Source organism: Stenomitos rutilans (genome assembly GCF_059505485.1).
Window position 1 is genome coordinate 84,037 of record NZ_JCACKR010000090.1, and the last position, 16,363, is coordinate 100,399.

At 51.2% G+C, this 16,363-nt stretch carries 13 protein-coding genes; 3 read left to right on the forward strand and 10 right to left on the reverse strand.

Features of this window, described 5'->3' with window-relative positions; translation table 11 throughout:
• Window positions 1–28 precede the first annotated feature (28 nt).
• The 4 genes from pstC to AC5JLP_RS16515 all read right to left on the reverse strand — a co-directional run bounded on the left by pstC (window position 29) and on the right by AC5JLP_RS16515 (window position 4,487).
• Window positions 29–982, reverse strand: a complete 954-nt coding sequence (gene pstC, locus AC5JLP_RS16500; protein WP_496069019.1) for a phosphate ABC transporter permease subunit PstC — start codon at window positions 980–982, stop codon at window positions 29–31.
• A 473-nt stretch (window positions 983–1,455) separates the two neighbouring features.
• On the reverse strand, window positions 1,456–2,571 hold the full coding sequence (gene pstS / locus AC5JLP_RS16505) for a phosphate ABC transporter substrate-binding protein PstS (protein WP_496069020.1): 1,116 nt from the start codon (window positions 2,569–2,571) through the stop codon (window positions 1,456–1,458).
• Window positions 2,572–2,737: 166 nt separating this feature from the next.
• A complete protein-coding gene (locus AC5JLP_RS16510; protein WP_496069021.1) occupies window positions 2,738–3,346 on the reverse strand; it encodes an SRPBCC family protein in 609 nt (202 codons plus the stop codon).
• Window positions 3,347–3,638: 292 nt separating this feature from the next.
• A complete protein-coding gene (locus tag AC5JLP_RS16515) occupies window positions 3,639–4,487 on the reverse strand; it encodes a universal stress protein (protein WP_496069022.1) in 849 nt (282 codons plus the stop codon).
• A gap of 660 nt (window positions 4,488–5,147) precedes the next feature.
• On the opposite strand from AC5JLP_RS16515, the gene AC5JLP_RS16520 reads away from it, so the two are divergent.
• Entirely contained in the window at window positions 5,148–5,636 is a 489-nt protein-coding gene (locus AC5JLP_RS16520; RefSeq protein ID WP_496069023.1) for an acyl-CoA thioesterase, read from the forward strand.
• 9 nt (window positions 5,637–5,645) lie between these two features.
• Here AC5JLP_RS16520 and dxr read toward each other — a convergent pair whose 3' ends face one another.
• The 3 genes from dxr to atpD all read right to left on the reverse strand — a co-directional run bounded on the left by dxr (window position 5,646) and on the right by atpD (window position 8,997).
• Window positions 5,646–6,833: a 1-deoxy-D-xylulose-5-phosphate reductoisomerase gene (dxr, locus tag AC5JLP_RS16525; protein ID WP_496069024.1), complete on the reverse strand. Its 1,188-nt coding sequence runs from the start codon at window positions 6,831–6,833 to the stop codon at window positions 5,646–5,648.
• 203 nt (window positions 6,834–7,036) lie between these two features.
• The gene (atpC, locus tag AC5JLP_RS16530) at window positions 7,037–7,447 is read right to left on the reverse strand and encodes an ATP synthase F1 subunit epsilon (protein WP_496069025.1); all 411 of its coding nucleotides are present in this window, start codon (window positions 7,445–7,447) and stop codon (window positions 7,037–7,039) included.
• 92 nt (window positions 7,448–7,539) lie between these two features.
• The gene (gene atpD / locus AC5JLP_RS16535; protein ID WP_496069026.1) at window positions 7,540–8,997 is read right to left on the reverse strand and encodes a F0F1 ATP synthase subunit beta; all 1,458 of its coding nucleotides are present in this window, start codon (window positions 8,995–8,997) and stop codon (window positions 7,540–7,542) included.
• A gap of 345 nt (window positions 8,998–9,342) precedes the next feature.
• On the opposite strand from atpD, the gene AC5JLP_RS16540 reads away from it, so the two are divergent.
• Window positions 9,343–9,762: a DUF3110 domain-containing protein gene (locus AC5JLP_RS16540; protein ID WP_496069027.1), complete on the forward strand. Its 420-nt coding sequence runs from the start codon at window positions 9,343–9,345 to the stop codon at window positions 9,760–9,762.
• Window positions 9,763–9,832: 70 nt separating this feature from the next.
• Window positions 9,833–10,753 carry an N-acetylmuramic acid 6-phosphate etherase gene (murQ, locus tag AC5JLP_RS16545; protein ID WP_496069028.1) on the forward strand — a complete coding sequence of 307 codons (921 nt, stop codon included), beginning with the start codon at window positions 9,833–9,835 and terminating at the stop codon, window positions 10,751–10,753.
• Window positions 10,754–11,012: 259 nt separating this feature from the next.
• On the opposite strand, the gene AC5JLP_RS16550 is transcribed toward murQ, so the two are convergent.
• From AC5JLP_RS16550 to AC5JLP_RS16560, 3 genes are all read right to left on the reverse strand, one after another.
• Window positions 11,013–13,763 (reverse strand): toll/interleukin-1 receptor domain-containing protein, encoded by a 2,751-nt coding sequence (locus AC5JLP_RS16550; protein WP_496069029.1) that lies wholly within the window; start codon window positions 13,761–13,763, stop codon window positions 11,013–11,015.
• Window positions 13,764–13,860: 97 nt separating this feature from the next.
• Window positions 13,861–14,820 (reverse strand): LysR family transcriptional regulator, encoded by a 960-nt coding sequence (locus tag AC5JLP_RS16555; RefSeq protein WP_496069030.1) that lies wholly within the window; start codon window positions 14,818–14,820, stop codon window positions 13,861–13,863.
• 279 nt (window positions 14,821–15,099) lie between these two features.
• Window positions 15,100–15,849, reverse strand: coding sequence for an alpha/beta fold hydrolase (locus AC5JLP_RS16560; protein ID WP_496069031.1), 750 nt, complete (start codon window positions 15,847–15,849; stop codon window positions 15,100–15,102).
• Window positions 15,850–16,363 lie beyond the last annotated feature (514 nt).

Below are 16,363 nucleotides of genomic sequence, written 5' to 3' on the forward strand. Positions count from 1 at the left end.
AGCTCTCAATTGCCTTTTCCAGTTAAAACTAGAGCTTCAAGCTGAAGCGACGAACGATAACCTCAGCCAAAACGTTAACCACCAATGTCAAGGCAAATAGTACGAGTGCGGCATACATCAAGGAAGCGACCTGTAAGCCACCAGCCTCCGCAAACTGATTTGCCAGCAGTGAAGCAACCGTCGAACCTTGAGATAAAATCGATGCTGATTTGATCGTGTCAGAATTACCAATCACCATTGTGACAGCCATTGTCTCACCCATAGCCCGCCCTAGCGCCAACATGATGCCGCCAACAATGCCTGAAAAAGCGGCAGGCAGCATAATTTGAAAAATGGTTTCCCAGCGAGTTGCCCCCAATCCATAGGCTGCCTGCCGAAGTTCCGCAGGCACGGCTGTCAACGCATCGCGTGAAATGGCCGCAATAATCGGCAAAATCATAATCGACAGGATGATACCAGCAACGTAAATGCCTGGGCCAGATGGTGCTGTGCTAAAGATGGGGAGCCATCCCAGAGTACTGTTCAAGAAATCGCCGATCGGCTTCAAAATAGGGATCAGCACAAAAATCGCCCATAGCCCGTAGACCACACTTGGAATCGCCGCCAGCAACTCAACCAAAAAGACGATCGGCTGCTGCACCCGGGGCGGTAAAAAGTCTTCGCTGAGGAAGAGGGCAACTCCAATGCCGATCGGTACCGCAAGCAGCAGCGCAATAAACGAGGTCACCAGCGTTCCATAAATCTGGGTTAGCGCACCGAAAACCTCGTCGTTAACACTCCAGCGGCTCGTCACCAGAAAACCAGCGCCAAACTTCTGGATTGCAGGCAGCGCATCATGTGCAACCTGAACCGCGATGAAGAGAAGCACTGCCGCCACACCAAAGCCAAAGACAGCAGTAAGCCAAACAAAACCTTGATCAACCCAGCGCGATGTTTGGGAACGCTGCCAGGACATGGGCGAAGGCTGATTTGTTGAAGCCATAGGTACTCAATTGCAAAGACGTTAAACTGCAAAAACGCTAAACGGATGTGTAAGAAGGAACCTTAAACCAGTGACTGCGGTATTAAGAGTGCTGATGTCTATGCCCCCAAGATCGCACAACCCAAACATCAGCACTTCTGATTTAGCCCAGTAGACCAGCAACCCGATCGCTATGGTTAACTTAAATCTTGCACCATGCTCAAGAAGAGGTATTTGAGATCTTTCGAGACTTGCGCTACCCCGCCTTGCACTCAAGTGTTTCCTTCGGAAACGCGAGGCGAGCGGGCTGATGGCGGAAAGTCCACTGTAGGCTTTGCCTTCCCAAAGGGCAGTGGACTAGGAGCCAGGGAAGTGGCGCTTCAGTCCGTTAAAACGGACTTCCTTTGATTAGCCCGCAATTTATTGCAGGGCGGGCTGATGCGACTAGTGCAAGACTAAATTAACCCATCTTTGCTTAGTGCAAGATGCGTTGGCTACTTAGCAGAGCTAACTTTGATGGTGTCCACAGCCGTTGAAACCTTGGTAGAAAGATCCTCTGGTAAAGGAATATAGCCAAGCTCAGTAGCATACTGCTTGCCATCTTTCAGCGACCACTTCAAGAACTCATTAAAGGCTTTTGCCTTTGCCGGATCTTTGGGATTTTCATATAAGAGTACCCAGGTCAAGCTGACGATCGGATAGGCTTCTTTTTGCTCTGGATCGGGTACCTTCAGCGCAAAATCTTCAGGGATTTTTGCTCCTTCTAGGGCTTTAGCCGCTGCTTCTGGGGTGGGTGCCACGAACGTACCCGCCTTGTTTTGTACCGATGCCATCGCCAATTTGTTTTCTTTAGCGTAGGAATACTCGGTATACCCAATCGCGCCTTTCGTTTGTTGAATCTGAGCGGTTACACCCTCATTTCCCTTAGCACCTGTTCCTACAGGCCACTCAACCGTTTTGCCTGAACCAGCTTTCCACTCTGGACAAGCTTTTGCAATATGGCTGGTGAAAATAGACGTTGTGCCACTGCCATCCGAACGATGGACAAACGTTACGGGAGTAGCAGGCAGTTGAGCGCCCGCATTGTCTTTCGCAATTTTGGGATCGTTCCAGGTCTTAATCGAACCATCGACAATGCCGCAGAAGGTTGGGCGAGATAGCTTCAGGTTTTCAACCCCATCAAGGTTGTAAGCAAACACCACAAATAGACCTGTCGTTGGCACCTGAACTGGCTTGCCTCGATCGGCCGCAAGCTTGCTCTTCTCATCGGCTTTCAGCGCCGAATCCGTTGCACCAAAATCAACGGTTTGGTCAAGATAGCGCTTAACACCCGCACCACTACCTACGGAGTCGTAGCTGATCTGAACGTTAGGATTCGTCTTGTTGTATTCCTGGAACCAGCGCTGGTAGAGAGGGTTAGGGGCTGTTGCACCAGCACCACTAATCGAAACAGTACCACCCGCAGCAGCAGTAGAAGCAGCAGGGCTAGCGCCGCCTCCGACAGGACTGCTGCTCGTTTGAGGAGGGGGTGCACAGGCTGACAAACCTGCTACCAAGGCAATTGCCGAAGCCGAGAATGCCCAACGGGTTGCTCTTAAGGTGGAAATCATAAATCCTGCAACTTAACACATCTGCACTAACGCTACCGCGCGTCAGTAAAGAAAAGGTTAAGTAATTAAAATTACATTTTCCCCTTCTCGCTTGGAAACTGTGTGCTTCAGTAAACTTCAGGCGCACTGGTATTACGGGTACCGTTTTCATGCATCACTCGATCGCTTAGCAGGCACGACAAAGCACTTGACGCATGGTGCGCAGGTTGTCTGGTAGGTCCATCTGAATTGCCTGCTGAATTAACACCGAAGGTACGGGAATTGTAGGTGTTGCCTGCACAGAATAGGTCAGAAGCGTGCCATCGCCATAGTCTTGCAGCGTCAGATCAGCGGCAAAATCATGGAAGCTTCCGGACTCCAACCGAAATTGGATTTGCTGATGAGTCGTTTCAATCACCTTTAAATAGATGTCAACCTGTGCGGTGAGAAACAAGAATGCTTTGCTTGCCACCTGATATAACCGCTTATAGCCGTCTACAGAGCTTCGATGGCTTAGCTCGGAATTGTTGCGGTGAAGGATTTCGCTTCGGGTCAGTGCTGGAAAGTATTGAACCCACCGTGAATAGTCGGTCAACTGCCTCCACGCAGTTGTACGTGAGATGGGCAGATACATCTGGGCCGTAACTGCACCACCCCAGGCGGAGTGAGGTCGAGTTTTCAACAAGATCTCACCGTCTAAAAGTGGCTTGGCATACAGGTCGCCGTGCTGCTGAGGGATAAGGTGAGGCAGGCTAGTTGTAGCGCGAGTAAGGGCGGGTGCAGTAGAGATGGTCATTCCAGTCCAGCAACTCCTAGTTGATAGAGTGTGTACGGAATGATGGCTCCTTCAGCACCGATCAAGCAGAGCGGAAGAAGGGATGTGCTCCGTACTACCCGTCAGCATAACGCCATAACTGCAAAGAAAGATTACGGAGATGCATAAAGATTCGGCTAAGCTGCGGCTAGATGCATTGGGTCAGTCGTTTGCATAAAAAAGCTGGCATTAAAGTCCTGTTTGACTCAATGTCCAGCTTTTGGGGATTAGGTTGGCTAGATGGGTAAGGCTTACATCTTTGTGCCCAAGCTTGCTAAATGGTACGTGCTAGCAAAACGGGACAGTTAGCGTGAACCCGCACGTAGTCAGAGAGCGAGGAGCCTAATAAGCGATCGAGGTCGGGCAAGCCTTTGGCAATGGAGGGACGGCGATCGGGTGACCCCAGCAGCAACAGACCTACATTCAACTCATCAGCTAATCGACAGAGTTCTTCAGCAGGCTTACCTGCACACGACAAACATCGGTAGGCAATGCCTAGCTTTTTCGCTTCTGATACAGCCGTTGTAAAGACTGGGTCATGCTCAGACACTTCGCCACTGGCACAATAAGACTTACCAGTGAGGTCAGGGTCAATGTGTGTCAGGATGAGTTCTCCCCCTTTCAGGTCGCGGAGTAGAAACAGCGCCAGCTTGAGGCTTTGGCTGGCGGCTTCCGATCGATCTAACGCGACCATGATGCGGTTGATCCTTTTAATATAGATGTCGTCCCGCACCAATAGCATTGGGTGAGATGAGAGTTGAAACACGTACTGACTGACCGAATTCTCCAGAATGGAGACGAGACGCTTCAACCCTCTAGAACCCATGATGATCAAGTCGGCATCCATCTCGTCCGCGACTTTGCACACCACATCCTTGGGATCGCCTTCGCGCAACATACCAGAAACGCGCTTGGGATCAAGATTTAGCGCTTGAATGGCGTTGGCTAAGATTTTGCCCCCTTTTTCACGCTGCTCGAACATTTCGGCGGCGGTAATCTGGGGGGGAATGACATGCAGAACTGTCACTAGAGCTCTTTGCATTGAAGGAATGTCTGCCAGAGCTTTGAACATTTCCTCAGACTGTCCAGTGCCAGAGTCAGCCAGAAGAATCTTTTCGATCATGGATTTGCCTCACGATTTCTGTTAAACATGATTTGCGATTAAGCCATTGCAGCGTTTCTAACCCTTAGATTTGGGGGGGACGCCTTCAAAGCCAGACATCATTCTCTTGTCGCTTGCTTTCTAAAAGACCTTTGGTTCTATTGCTATTCCGAGAGCTTTTGCTATCGGTTATGCCGCTTAGTATGACGAGCTAAGATGTCTCAAACAATCTCCAAACATCTATACGGAGTGCAATACTACAGAGCGCAGTGCTGCCACCGATGCATAAAGGTTAGACGATCGAAGAACCTAATCAAAGTGCTGATTAAGTGCTCCTTTATGCCAAAATTCTACCTTTAACATTCGATCAATTGCTGCGCTTCGTTACTCATTGTTGCGTTTACATGTATGAAGAGCGCTCACACAAAGTTGGAACATTTCGCAGCTTTTTATCGATCGCTTTGAGGACACATTTTGTAATACTCAACTAGGTGTGAGGGACAGGAGTTCTAGGAAGCAAATTTCAAAACTACGGGTCTTTTATCTCGTAAAACAGCTAGTGGAGAACGATTGCTAAGGCTTAAAGGTACAAAGAAAGACTGCGTTAACCAACGTAAACAGGTGACAGAACGATTGAGATAAAATCATACAAAAGCCTCGATCGCTATAGTGCCTGACGTTATGACGCATGACCAACCAGATCAACGTAAATTGCCGCCTACTGAGGCGATTCAAAATTCACTGCAACCGCCTGGTAATTGGTTTGAGTATCTGGTCAAGGCTCAGCCTCACCACACTGACTATGCGGGTATTGTCTGGCATGGCTCTTACCTAACCTGGATGGAAGAAGCCAGGGTGGAGTGCTTACGTTCGATCGGCATTGAGTTTGCTGATCTAGTGGCAATGGGTTGCGATCTGCCTGTAGTGGAGTTGTCCATCCGCTACCATCAGCCCATCCAAATGGGAATGTCTGCCGTTGTGCGAACACGCATGGCAGATATGGAGGGGGTTCGGGTCAATTGGGACTATCAAATTCAATCGACTGATGGGCAGGATCTTTTTGTGACGGCTCGTGTGGCGCTGGTAGCAGTCGATCGTGACAAGGGAAAAATCATGCGCCAACTACCGCCTGCTGTGAAAGAAGCACTCGTGAAGCTGTCAGGCTTTTGAACTGGGCCGCTAACGACTGGAAATCATAAGCGTTGGTGCTTGACTTGCTGCCAGCACTTCTTGTCGTGCCCAATGGTCAGCGGCAATGATGTCGTCCAAGCTGGGATCGAGACGGTTATGGCTCTGGTAGCGATCACACACCCGTTCAATCAAGCGTGGCAGATCGAGAAAATGAATTTTTTCGTCTAGAAACAGTGCCACGGCCTGTTCGTTTGCGGCATTCAGCACCGCAGGCATACAGCCACCGACACGACCAGCCTCATACGCTAACTGCATGCAAGGGTATTTTTGATGATCAGGTTCCCGGAAGGTCAGCGTTCCGGCTTTCACCAAATCAAGCGGTTCCCAACTAGTTGCAATGCGCTCTGGATAGGACAGTGCGTAGAGCAATGGTAACCGCATGTCGGCCCAGCCCAGTTGTGCCAGTACTGAGGTATCTTGCAGTTCGATGAGTGAATGGATAATGCTTTGGGGATGGATGACGATCTCAATCTGATCGTAATCGACTCCAAACAAGTAATGGGCTTCGATGACTTCCAGTCCTTTGTTCATCAAGGTGGCGGAGTCGATCGTGATCTTGCGGCCCATAGACCAGTTGGGGTGTTTTAACGCGTCGGCGATCGTGACATGGGCTAGTTGTTCGACCGGGAGATCGCGGAATGCACCACCAGAAGCCGTAAGCAGAATACGACGCAAGCCGCCGTCGGGTACACCTTGGAGACACTGAAAGATTGCCGAGTGCTCTGAATCCGCAGGCAGTAGTTTGACACCATGCTTTTGCACAAGCGGTAACACGACAGGCGCACCCGCAATCAGCGTTTCTTTGTTTGCCAGTGCAATATCTTTCCCTGCTTCGATCGCTGCGATGGTGGGTAATAGCCCTGCACAGCCGACAATACCTGTTACAACGACATCGGCTGCATCCCAGCGGGCCACCTCAATGACTCCCGCTTCGCCTACCACCAAGGTCGGCTGCGGGTCAAGATCGGCGATCGCGGCTTTAAGTTCGGGCAGTAAATCTGCTTCACAGAGCGCGACGATCGCGGGACGAAACTGGCGAATTTGCTGTGCTAGAAGGGTAACGTTGCGTCCTGCTGCCAACCCAACAATGCGAAATTCGTCTGGCTGCTGGGCAACAATGTCGAGCGTTTGAGTGCCAATAGAACCAGTGGAGCCAAGAAGGGAAATTGCTTTCACGATCGCCGAAGTCCAGTCACGCCTCCACTATTTTACGCTTGCCACGTGTCCAACTTTGAAGAAATTCTTAAGCAACAATTGTGAAGATGGGAGCAGGAGTTGAATTTTGATGCGACTTGAATAGAAAAAGCGATCGCCTTTATCAAGCACGATCGCCTTTTAATGCTTTATGAAGCAATGCTATTCGTTGAAAACATACAGCATCAGGCTGCACCACCTGCGGCTTGGAGTCTTGTACGGGCACGCTTGTATGCCTGAGTTGCCTGAATACGGGCAGAACGATCGTCGCTTTGCAGTGACTGATTGTATTTTATCTCTGCTTCACTGAAGGCCGTTTGAGCGGTTGCTTTGTCGATCGTGTCGCCACGTTCAGCGGCGTTTACCAGAACGATAACTTCGTTATTTTCGACTTCTGCGAACCCACCCAGCAGGGCGATTGGCACCCAGTTTTTGTCGGCGCGAACTCTCATTACACCAATATCCAATGCTGTGAGCAGAGGTGCATGCCCTGTCAAAATCCCCAGTTGCCCGGTGGTACTGGGAAGAATGACTTCTTCTGCCTCAGCATCCCAGATGGTTTTGTCTGGTGCCACTACCCGAACGGTCAATGCCATAAAATGCTCCGTTAGTTTTGAGTTCTAAGTTTTGAGTTTTGAGTTTTGAGCGGTTCGTAACTTAAAACTCAAAACTCAAAACTCATCACTCTCTACTTACCTTCTGATTTCAGCTTCTCGCCTTTTGCGATCGCTTCGTCAATATCGCCAACCAGATAAAACGCCTGCTCAGGTAGATCATCCAATTCGCCTGCGAGGATCTTCTTGAACCCGCCGATCGTCTTTTCGAGGGTGACGTATTTGCCAGGAGAGCCTGTAAACACTTCAGCAACAAAGAAGGGCTGGGAGAGGAAGCGCTCAATCTTGCGTGCACGTGCCACCACCAGGCGATCGTCTTCAGACAATTCATCTAGACCCAAGATGGCAATGATGTCTTGCAGTTCTTTGTAGCGCTGCAAGGTGGATTGCACAGCACGTGCGGTGTCGTAGTGGTCGCTACCGACGATCGCAGGCTGAAGCATTGTTGAGGTCGAATCCAACGGGTCAACTGCTGGATAGATGCCCTTCGAGGCCAAACCACGAGACAGCACGGTCGTACCATCCAGATGAGCAAAGGTGGTTGCAGGTGCCGGATCGGTCAAGTCATCCGCAGGCACGTAAACCGCTTGCACTGACGTGATTGATCCTTCGGTGGTGGAGGTAATGCGCTCTTGCAGATCGCCTACGTCTGTACCCAGAGTGGGCTGATACCCCACCGCAGAAGGCATCCGACCCAGTAGAGCTGATACTTCAGAACCAGCCTGGACGAACCGGAAGATGTTGTCGATAAACAGCAGCACGTCTTGCTTGTTCACATCCCGGAAGTACTCTGCCATCGTGAGAGCAGACAAACCGACCCGCATTCTGGCTCCGGGTGGCTCGTTCATCTGACCGTAAACCAGGGCAATCTTTGAATCGCTCAGATTGTCCTTATTAATGACGCCCGATTCCATCATTTCGTTGTAAAGGTCATTGCCTTCACGGGTGCGCTCACCCACGCCACCAAACACCGACACACCACCGTGATTGGTGGCAATGTTGTTGATCAACTCCATCATGATGACGGTTTTGCCCACGCCAGCACCACCAAACAGTCCAATCTTGCCACCACGACGGTAGGGGGTCAGCAGGTCAATCACCTTAATGCCTGTCTCAAACACGGAAGGGGTCGTCTCCAAATCGGTCAGCTTTGGTGCCGATCGATGAATCGGTGATGTTTCCTTAGAGTCTACAGGCCCCTTATTGTCTACAGGTTCGCCTAAGACATTAAAGATGCGACCCAGAGTGGCTGCACCCACAGGTACGCTAATGGGTGCACCTGTATCAATCACTTCCATGCCACGAACGAGTCCGTCAGTGGAACTCATCGCCACTGCACGCACTTGACCATCGCCAAGTAGCTGCTGCACTTCGCCTGTCACAGCGACTTCCTGCCCAGCGGCGTTGGTGCCTTTGATGGTTAAGGCGTTATAAATAGCTGGCAGTTTGCCACTCGGAAATTTAACGTCCAGAACGGGACCAATGATCTGCGTAATGTAGCCAGTGTTTGTCTTCTCTTTCGTGGTGACCATGCTCGCGCCCTACTCTGTAATTTAGCCTCAGTAACTGAGAAATCTGCTTCAGCGATCGCACCCCGGGAACGATTTCATACCGAAATGCAGTCTTGAACTTAAATTGCCACTATTAAATTGCCACTGCTTAGCTTATCACTGAATGGTTACGGATAATGAAGACAGCATTGAAGTTGATGTCGGAGCGAAATGAGAATAAAGTTAAGCTTAAGTTAAGTTCACTCCACTCTCTGCTTCCTGCTCTCGTTCTTTCACAGGTTGCCTTCTCATGTCATCTGGCTAACAATTGACCGTTAGCAACTAATCTTAGGATTGAAGAATAATCGCAGGTAGAAGTCTGTAGCCATGCAGGTATTTGTTTTACTCTTTAACGCGGGCACGGAAAACGAAGGCATTCATACGATTCAAATTGGCGATCGCAACCTGGTGCTGCTTTTTGAGCAGGAAGACGATGCGACTCGCTACTCACTGTTATTGGAGGCGCAGGATTTTCCAGTGCCGACGGTGGAAGCGATGGACAAGGCTGAGGTTGAAGAGTTTTGTGAGAGTGCTGGCTATGAAGGACAGTTTGTGCCTGCTGGCTTTGTACCTAAGACGGACACCGAGCGTCTCTTGTTAGCACCCCCTGAAGCGAATCTGGAAGAAACCGACTGGCGAATCGACTCTACATCTGAGGCGCAGACAGAAGCAGATTCAGAGGCTTCAAGCGTAAGGGCAGAGGAGGAATTGGAACGCATTCGTCGCAAGCTTGAAGGTCTCTTATAAAAGCATGAAGGATCAATCGGATGTTCTTTGATCCTTATATTCTTGTATCTTACATAGTTTCTAAGTGCTCATGCCCAACGTAGACGAGCGTGGACATCTGCTGACGGAGCAGGCTAATCCCAACAGTCAGAAGCTTGACCAGCTCACAACGCTGGAATTGGTTGATCTGTTTAACCAGGAAGATGCTCGAACGATCGCGGCAATCGCCCAGGCACGGCAGCCTTTAGCGAGGGCGATTGATCTTACGGCGACTGCCCTACAGCAGGGTGGTCGGTTGTTTTACATTGGGGCTGGGACGAGTGGACGATTGGGCGTGCTGGATGCAGCGGAATGTCCGCCTACCTTTTGTTCTGATCCAGAGCAAGTGCAGGGCATTCTGGCTGGCGGTGCCGCAGCGCTAGTCCGCAGTTCGGAAGGGCTGGAGGATCGGTCGGGTGATGGGGCTGCGGCGATCGATGACCATCACATCACCAGTCTGGATGTTGTGGTTGGCATCACCGCAGGCGGTACCACCCCCTATGTGCACGGTGCTTTGGAGGCAGCGCGGCAACGAGGAGCTACTACCATTTTCATCGCGTGCGTCCCTGCCGAGCAGGTGGGTGCAGTGGTTGATGTTGATCTTCGCCTGTTAGTTGGCCCCGAAGTTTTGGCAGGCTCAACACGGCTCAAGGCAGGCACCGTAACGAAGCTTGCCCTCAACATTCTGTCTACCGGCGTCATGGTGCAGTTGGGTAAGGTGTACGGCAATCGCATGGTGGATGTGGCTGTAACCAACCAGAAGCTACACGATCGTGCCCTCCGCATTCTGCAAGACCTGACTGATTTGAGCCGGGAAGATGCAGGATATCTCCTGGAGCAAAGTGGACGCAACGTGAAGCTAGCGCTGTTCATGCACTGGACGGGGTTGGGGAAAGAGGAGGGGAGTCAGCTTTTAAGCCAGCATCAGGGGCAGTTGAGAAAGGCTGTGGGTGACTGGACGGGTGAGGGGTAAGGGGTGAAGGCAAAAGGTAGCAGGAGAAAGGGAACTGGGAGTTGAGAGTCGGGAGTCGGAGGGAGCAAGGGAAGCGGAGGAAGCAAGGGAGCAAGCTTCTGAACTCTCTAGCACAGCGGCGCAAAGCGCTACTCAAAACTTCTTATCCTTCATCCTGATATACTCCTTCCAACTCAAAGCTCAAAACTTCTACACTGACGGCTGACCGCTGATAGCTGATGGTAAAAGGCAGAAGTGAAATGATTGAGATGAGGTTCTGTCATCGGCACATGGCGCGATCGAGGTTGCTAACATTTGGATTGGTGGTGAGGTAGTTGTGTAGCCAGGTGCAGCCGCGTTTCATCAGGTCGTCAAGGTTGAGGTTCCACAGAATGATGGTACCGTCCTGGCTAGCGGAGGCAAGCGTTTTACCATCGGGGCTAAAGCTAACGCTTCTGACCCAGTTAGTGTGATCAGTAAAGGCGTCTAGCTGCTGTCCGTTGAGGCTCCATAGCCGAACCGTTTTGTCGGCACTAGCGGTGGCGATCGTGGAACCTTCGGGGCTAAACGCCACGCTCATCACAAACCCGCCATGACCTCTGAGGGTAAACAGTCGATCGCCTCCGCGATTCCAGAGTTTCACGGTGCCATCATCGCTACCTGTTGCCAGAATTTGACTATCGGGGCTAAAGGCTACAGTGCCAATAGGCCCACCCTGCCCTTGCAGGGTTCTGAGCAAGTCTCCATTGACCTGCCAGAGTTGGGCTGTAGCATCGTCGTTGCCCGTCAGCACAAAGCGACCATCTGGACTAAAAGTGACGCTCAGTATTGCTCCACTATGCCCTTGTAGCGTTTTAAGGAGTTGACCGTCCTGATTCCAAAATTTAATCGTGCCATCCTGGCTAGCAGAGGCCAGGGTTTGACCATTCGGACTAAAGGCAACGCTCCAGACGGTTCCTTGATGGCCTTGTAAGGTTCTCAGGAGTTGCCCTGTTTGGCTGCTCCAGAGTTTCACGGTGCGATCTTCGCTGGCAGAGGCGATGGTTTGGCTCGTAGGACTGAAGGCCACGCTCAAAATCCTTTGCTGATGACCCTTTAAGGTGAGGCGTTCGGTACCATTGCGGTTCCAAAGCTTGATGGTGTTATCACTGCCTCCAGTTGCCAGCGTTTTGCCATCGGGGCTGAATCGAACGCTGTTTACCATGTCCTGATGTGCGTTTAGCACAACGAGCGGCGGCGGTGCGATCGCCCAGAGCTTGATGGTGCGATCGCCACTAGCAGAAATCAGCGTTTTGCCATCGGGGCTAAAGCTTACACTGTTGACCCAGTTGCTGTGTCCTCGAAAGGTATTGGTCGTGTCGCCGTTAAGGTGCCATAGATTAATGGTGCTATCTAGGCTGGCAGACGCAAGCAGTGTGCCATCGGGGCTAAAACTCAGGCTTTTAACCGCATCACTATGACCTGTTAGCGTTCTGAGTTCCTGCCCAAGTCGCTGTGGTGCTGCACGATCAACTGACCACAACTTCACCGTCTCGTCCTCGCTGGCAGAGGCAAGGGTTTTACCATCGGGGCTAAAACGGACGCTGATCACTGGCGCATGATGTCCAGTTAGGGTTTTAAGCGGTTGTCCGTTGAGGCTCCAGAGGCGCACTGTGAAATCACCATCGGCTGTGGCGATCGTTTGACCATCTGGACTGAATTGAACACTCACAACAGCAAACCCTTCCGTGCTGAAGGTTGTCTTAAGCTTGCCACTCATGTCCCACAATTTGATGATGCCGTCCTGGTCAGACGAGGCGATGAGCTTACCATTGGGGCTGAAGCTGGCACTTAGCACCCTGGCACTATGCCCTTTGAAGGTTTGCCATAACGTTCCATCCCGGTTCCATATTTTGACGGTTTGGTCATCGCTGGCAGAGACCAGGGTTTGACCATTGGGACTAAAGCTGACGCTATTGACGGGATCACGGTGCCCCGTTAAGGTTTTCAGCAGCTTGCCGTCTTGACTCCATAGCTTGATCGTTTTGTCAGCACTGGCAGAGGCGATCGTTTGACCGTCAGGGCTGAACGTGGCACTCATGACGTACCCCTGGTGCCCCTGTAAGGTGTTTTGAGCCTTAATGCCGTAAACAACTTGCCGTAAAGCGGCAATGGCGCGTAGTTGAGTACTCGGTTCAAGAAACCAGCCCGTTTGCTTGAGTTGCCGTCCTGTCTGCAACCCTTCAACGAGTGCCTCTAGCTCCAGTCCTGAAGCCATGAGCTTTTGAGCACCGGAACTTTGGGCCACGACTTCTGCTTTGATCTTCTGCTTAAACGCAAAGCCAGCCATGCTCAGCGCCACGATCGAAAAGGCACTCACAGCGGCGGTCAAAAACTGCTGACGGTGTATCTCCGCTTTTTGCCGCATGGTTTCTGCTTTGCGGCTGGTGTTGATGAATGCCCCTTGCAGTTCAGATGGTTCAGGTTTTTTGCCTGTAACTTGCGCGAGCCACAGTTCGGCTTCTTCCAGGTCACTGCCCCGCAGCAAGAGGCTGTCGTCGCGGGTGCGTTGCTCCCATTCGATCGCCCGTGTCTGCAAACGAGCGTGGGCGCGAACATACTTCAAATCGGTATCGATCGCTGTGGTCAGAATTTTGAGCGCGCGATCGTGATCGTCTGTTTCACGAAAGAAGAGCCAATTGTGTGTTGCCAGCATGGGATGCACCACTGCAACGTCAAAGCCTTCCCGTCGTACAATTGGGACGAGCCGCTTATGGTTAGCAATAGCGTGTTCTAGCTCTTGCCCACATACTTTAGAGGCGATCGAATCAGGGCTGAGCACAAAGATGAAGTTGCTAGCGGCCTCGATCCCGGCCTGGATAGCAGCCCACCAGTCTTCGGTTGGCTGAATATCTTCCCAGTCAACCCAGAGGTTATAACCAAGCTGTTTAAGCGAGCCGCTGAGCGTTTGGACAAATTCCTTGTCTTTACGGGAATAGGAAATAAAAATCTCGTTCTGGCGCTCGATCGCGTCGCTTTGTCCCGCATTCATACCTGTAAAAGCATCTGTGTGCTTGCATGGCAATCTTCCACCACAGTATCAAATTTAGGTGGCTTCCCAGTGAGAGACGGCTGGGCAAAGAAACACTTTACTCGTCGTGGCCCTCTGGTTTAAGCCCCTTGCTAAACACACCTTGAAAGGCTGTTTCTTCAGCAACGCTTTTGCCCTCATTGAGCAGGTAATCATGAAAGGTGCGGGCAATGACCGAGAGCTGTTTGCCAGAGGGATAGATCACATACCAGTAGCGCTGAATGGGAAAGCCTACGACATCCAGAATGGTCAATTGGCTGCTAGACCCTTCGAGCGCTAGCGTATGCAGCGATAGCACCGAGATGCCAAGTCCGCCCGCGATCGCCTGCTTAATAGCCTCGTTGCTGCCCAAGTCAAGCTTTACTTTGAGCTCCAGCGCGTGCTCATCAAACAGTGTTTGTACCGCCTTTCGCGTGCCTGATCCCGGTTCCCTCATGATGAAGGGTTCTTCTGCCAGTCGCTTCAGTGGAATATCGCGCTCATGAGCTAACGGATGATTGCGTTGCGCTAAGACCACAAGCGGATTTTCTAAGAAGGGATGCACTTTAACATCCAGGTCTTCGGGTAACTGGCTCAGGATGTAGAGGTCATCGCGGTTATCGGCTAAGCTACCCAACACCCACTCGTGGTTATTCACCGTAAGCGATACATCTACACCGGGGTACCGCTGGCAGAATGGCCCTAATAAGCGCGGCACGACATATTTTGCAGTGGTGACAACGGCTAACCGGAGCGCACCTTGCTTGAGACCTTTCAGGTCGGAGATCGCAATATCAAACTGTGACAAGCGAGAGAAAATGTCCCGACAGGTGATGTAAAGTTCTTTCCCAGCGGCGGTCAGGTAGAGCCGCTTGCCAACTTGCTCAAACAGCGGCAAGCCAACCGCTTTCGACAGTTGTTTCACCTGCATCGAAACGGTTGGCTGGGTCAGGAAAAGCTCCTCAGCCGCACGCGTAAAGCTGCTGTGGCGCGCAACGGCCTCGAATACCTTCAACTGATGGAGTGTTGCATTTTTCAAGCCGGGTGCCTCGCAAACTAGCTCATAGATCTAAGTCTATCACCTGAAGAGGAAACCATGATTTTCACCTATGGACTTCAATAGTATCATCATTTGTATGAGTCTAAACTCCCTTCCAACAGCGTTGCATATAGGCGTCACGGCTAGCCCGACTCAGGTTGCTGCTGTCATGGTCGGCAAGCCGCAATTGGCTAAGTTCGATCGCACAGTCATATGACTGTGCGCTACCCGCCTGTATGCACGCCTTTCTCGCTTGCCTACTAAACCACTACAATGCGGCTAAAGATTGGTGGAGAGAGGGCATTGGCGTATGGTCATCTGTTGTGCCTCTAGACAGCGCCAAAATCGCAGTAGTTGCTCTGCAACCAACTGAGGCTGAAAGTAATGGAAAAAGTGATGACCATCCGGGCATTGCCAAAGCGTGTCGTCTGCCTTGAAATACGACAACCATTCTTGGAGCATGGGTGGATGAACCACCGGATCATTCTTACTACCGCAAACTAGCAGTGGCATGGGCACGCCACCCTTGGGCAGAGTCGCCAGCTTAAACAAGGAGTGGGGCGAAGGAGCCTCTTCTAAATCGCGGCGCAACGATGCCACTAATGGCTTGATGGCGTAGGGGAGCTGACGACCAAAAAGGCTGCGGGCGGTACACGCAAGCAATTGTTGACGGCTGCATGCAATGAGTTGGCGCTGGACATAGTAATGCGTTTGCCATGTAATGGCGGGTTGAGCTGCAACGGCTAAGAGTGTGAGTGATCGTACCCGGTTAGGGTAGCGTCGTGCGTACATTAACCCCAGTACTCCACTGATCCCATGACCTGCTAGATGAATGGGATGTGGCAGGTGTTTCAAATAATCGTGCAGCAACACAACGGCTTGATCGAGAGAACTGGCTTCATCGAGAGATTGCTTATATTCCCACTGCGCCACCGTCAGATGAGGTGTTAGAGCCTGGAGCAATGGTTGGTCAAAATGTTTCAGGCTAGGGCTGGCATTTAGCCACAGGACATCAAAGGAGGGTGACATGAGGATCTGAATCTCTTCTTCAGTGAAAACTGGGCTTATCCTATCACAGCTATTGACATAGTTTATCAATAAACTTTGAAGGCTGTACGATCGCTGCAACGACAGTTTTTAAGACAGTCTAGTGTGAGATGGAGTGGCTAGAGCCTTCTTAGCAGAGTAGGGACGTTTTATGATCTAGGCTGCTCCAGAAAAGCACAGATTGCTTTGAGAAGCTTGCTCTACTTAAGCCGTGCGTGAATCCTACCGCTGCTTGTGAAACTGGGTTGTTAGTTTTAGCGCTGCCTCGGTGGTAAAATTGCTAAAGCTATTGCTACTTAATTTCAATAGCTAACCACGGAGCTGAGACCGTTAAGCTGATTGATTGAGCGGTCTGATCCTGTAAGGTGCTGCCAAGGAGGCGATGGTGAAACCTCTGAATTAGCAAATGCTATGAAAACGTCTTCAGCGGGAATCTTGGCAGTGGTAGCAAAATAGGCTAGGGTTGCCTGAGCAGTTCAGGCTGCGATCGCGCTGT

Excerpts from the sequence above, each read along its gene's own strand:
- AC5JLP_RS16515 (WP_496069022.1), bottom strand. The coding sequence starts at position 4,487 with ATGATCGAAAAGATTCTTCTGGCTGACTCTGGCACTGGACAGTCTGAG.
- pstS (WP_496069020.1), bottom strand. The coding sequence starts at position 2,571 with ATGATTTCCACCTTAAGAGCAACCCGTTGGGCATTCTCGGCTTCGGCA.
- AC5JLP_RS16540 (WP_496069027.1), top strand. The coding sequence starts at position 9,343 with ATGCAGGTATTTGTTTTACTCTTTAACGCGGGCACGGAAAACGAAGGC.
- AC5JLP_RS16510 (WP_496069021.1), bottom strand. The coding sequence starts at position 3,346 with ATGACCATCTCTACTGCACCCGCCCTTACTCGCGCTACAACTAGCCTG.
- AC5JLP_RS16520 (WP_496069023.1), top strand. The coding sequence starts at position 5,148 with ATGACGCATGACCAACCAGATCAACGTAAATTGCCGCCTACTGAGGCG.
- atpC (WP_496069025.1), bottom strand. The coding sequence starts at position 7,447 with ATGGCATTGACCGTTCGGGTAGTGGCACCAGACAAAACCATCTGGGAT.
- pstC (WP_496069019.1), bottom strand. The coding sequence starts at position 982 with ATGGCTTCAACAAATCAGCCTTCGCCCATGTCCTGGCAGCGTTCCCAA.
- AC5JLP_RS16550 (WP_496069029.1), bottom strand. The coding sequence starts at position 13,763 with ATGAATGCGGGACAAAGCGACGCGATCGAGCGCCAGAACGAGATTTTT.
- murQ (WP_496069028.1), top strand. The coding sequence starts at position 9,833 with ATGCCCAACGTAGACGAGCGTGGACATCTGCTGACGGAGCAGGCTAAT.
- AC5JLP_RS16560 (WP_496069031.1), bottom strand. The coding sequence starts at position 15,849 with ATGTCACCCTCCTTTGATGTCCTGTGGCTAAATGCCAGCCCTAGCCTG.
- atpD (WP_496069026.1), bottom strand. The coding sequence starts at position 8,997 with ATGGTCACCACGAAAGAGAAGACAAACACTGGCTACATTACGCAGATC.